The sequence below is a fragment of the Oleiphilus sp. HI0066 genome (assembly GCF_001635725.1).
Genome location: NZ_LWFH01001381.1, coordinates 1 through 1049, shown reverse-complemented (window position 1 = coordinate 1049; position 1049 = coordinate 1). Strand labels below are relative to the sequence as shown.

The 1049-nt window shown below is 41.3% G+C and carries 2 protein-coding genes; both read right to left on the bottom strand.

Features of this window, described 5'->3' with window-relative positions; all coding sequences use genetic code 11:
- Nucleotides 1-78 precede the first annotated feature (78 nt).
- A complete protein-coding gene (locus A3738_RS20915) occupies nt 79-747 on the bottom strand; it encodes a DUF3047 domain-containing protein (protein ID WP_231876549.1) in 669 nt (222 codons plus the stop codon).
- Nucleotides 748-872: 125 nt separating this feature from the next.
- Nucleotides 873-1040: an NAD-binding protein gene (locus A3738_RS32695; protein ID WP_082890096.1), complete on the bottom strand. Its 168-nt coding sequence runs from the start codon at nt 1038-1040 to the stop codon at nt 873-875.
- Nucleotides 1041-1049: the final 9 nt, after the last annotated feature.

Here is a 1049-nt window from a genome sequence, read left to right as displayed (position 1 = left end):
ACTATATATGGATTTTTATTCGAAAATACCCTCTAGTTGATTAATGAGGATCTCATAATAATGATTCAGCAAAGCTAACTAATTCTTAGAGAAGTAGATATTGCGATAACTCGCTTGGGCATCTTGTTTTGAATTGTCTGTGTCAGTCATGATCGCAATTGCATCAATACGGGATATGCCCTTACCGAAAAACGCCTTAAAGTCTTCTTTCAAATTGCGTTTCTCGGTATACCAAGTCCCTGACGCCGAACTTGCATTTTTTACGGGAACCATTTGGGCGTTGTCGCCGGCAAAGGCATTTGGCCAAGCATCTTTGCTCGTAGCGCTAGAAGACCAAACATAGTTTAGTGCGATCGTATTCCAGAAAAACAAACCACCATCAACAACAACATACATTCGTGCAACATAATCATCACCTGACTTACTTTGCTCATCTAATGCAGCTAAGCTCTTATCGGACCTCCACTCCCAATTCAAGTAAGGAAATTCGTTAATATCGATATCTTGTTTCAAAAACAGGCCTGACGCACTTGCATTGCTGATTGCCCTCAAGAATGACGCTCCGTCACTATCACGCTCGAGCATATACTGCGTCTCTCCCTCAAATGACTTTGACTCCCATTGTTTTAGGTCGTCTTCTGAGGGAGACAAAACTGATAAGGTCTCTGCATAAACCGCCTTACTTGCACCAAGCAATACCGCTAATAAAAAGCTCATGACTAAACGAGCTGCTTTTACTCCACGCATTTTCATACCCTACAATTGTTTAGAGGACACTATAGACAAATTATGACTGCAAAGTTCCTCGCACAAAAACTGTAGACAATAAAAAAGGAGCTCTTCGGCTCCTTGTAATAGAAATGACGGCGTTTTTATTTAGCGATATCTTCAAGAATACTAGAAAAATCCTTCTTTCCTTCTCCTGAATCTTGCTTATCGACATACATGTCATGTGCAGCACGACCTAGAGGCGTTTTACTTGAAGTTTCGACAGCATTCTCCATCGCCAAGCCTAAGTCTTTGGCCATTAGATCTACCATAAAACCCGG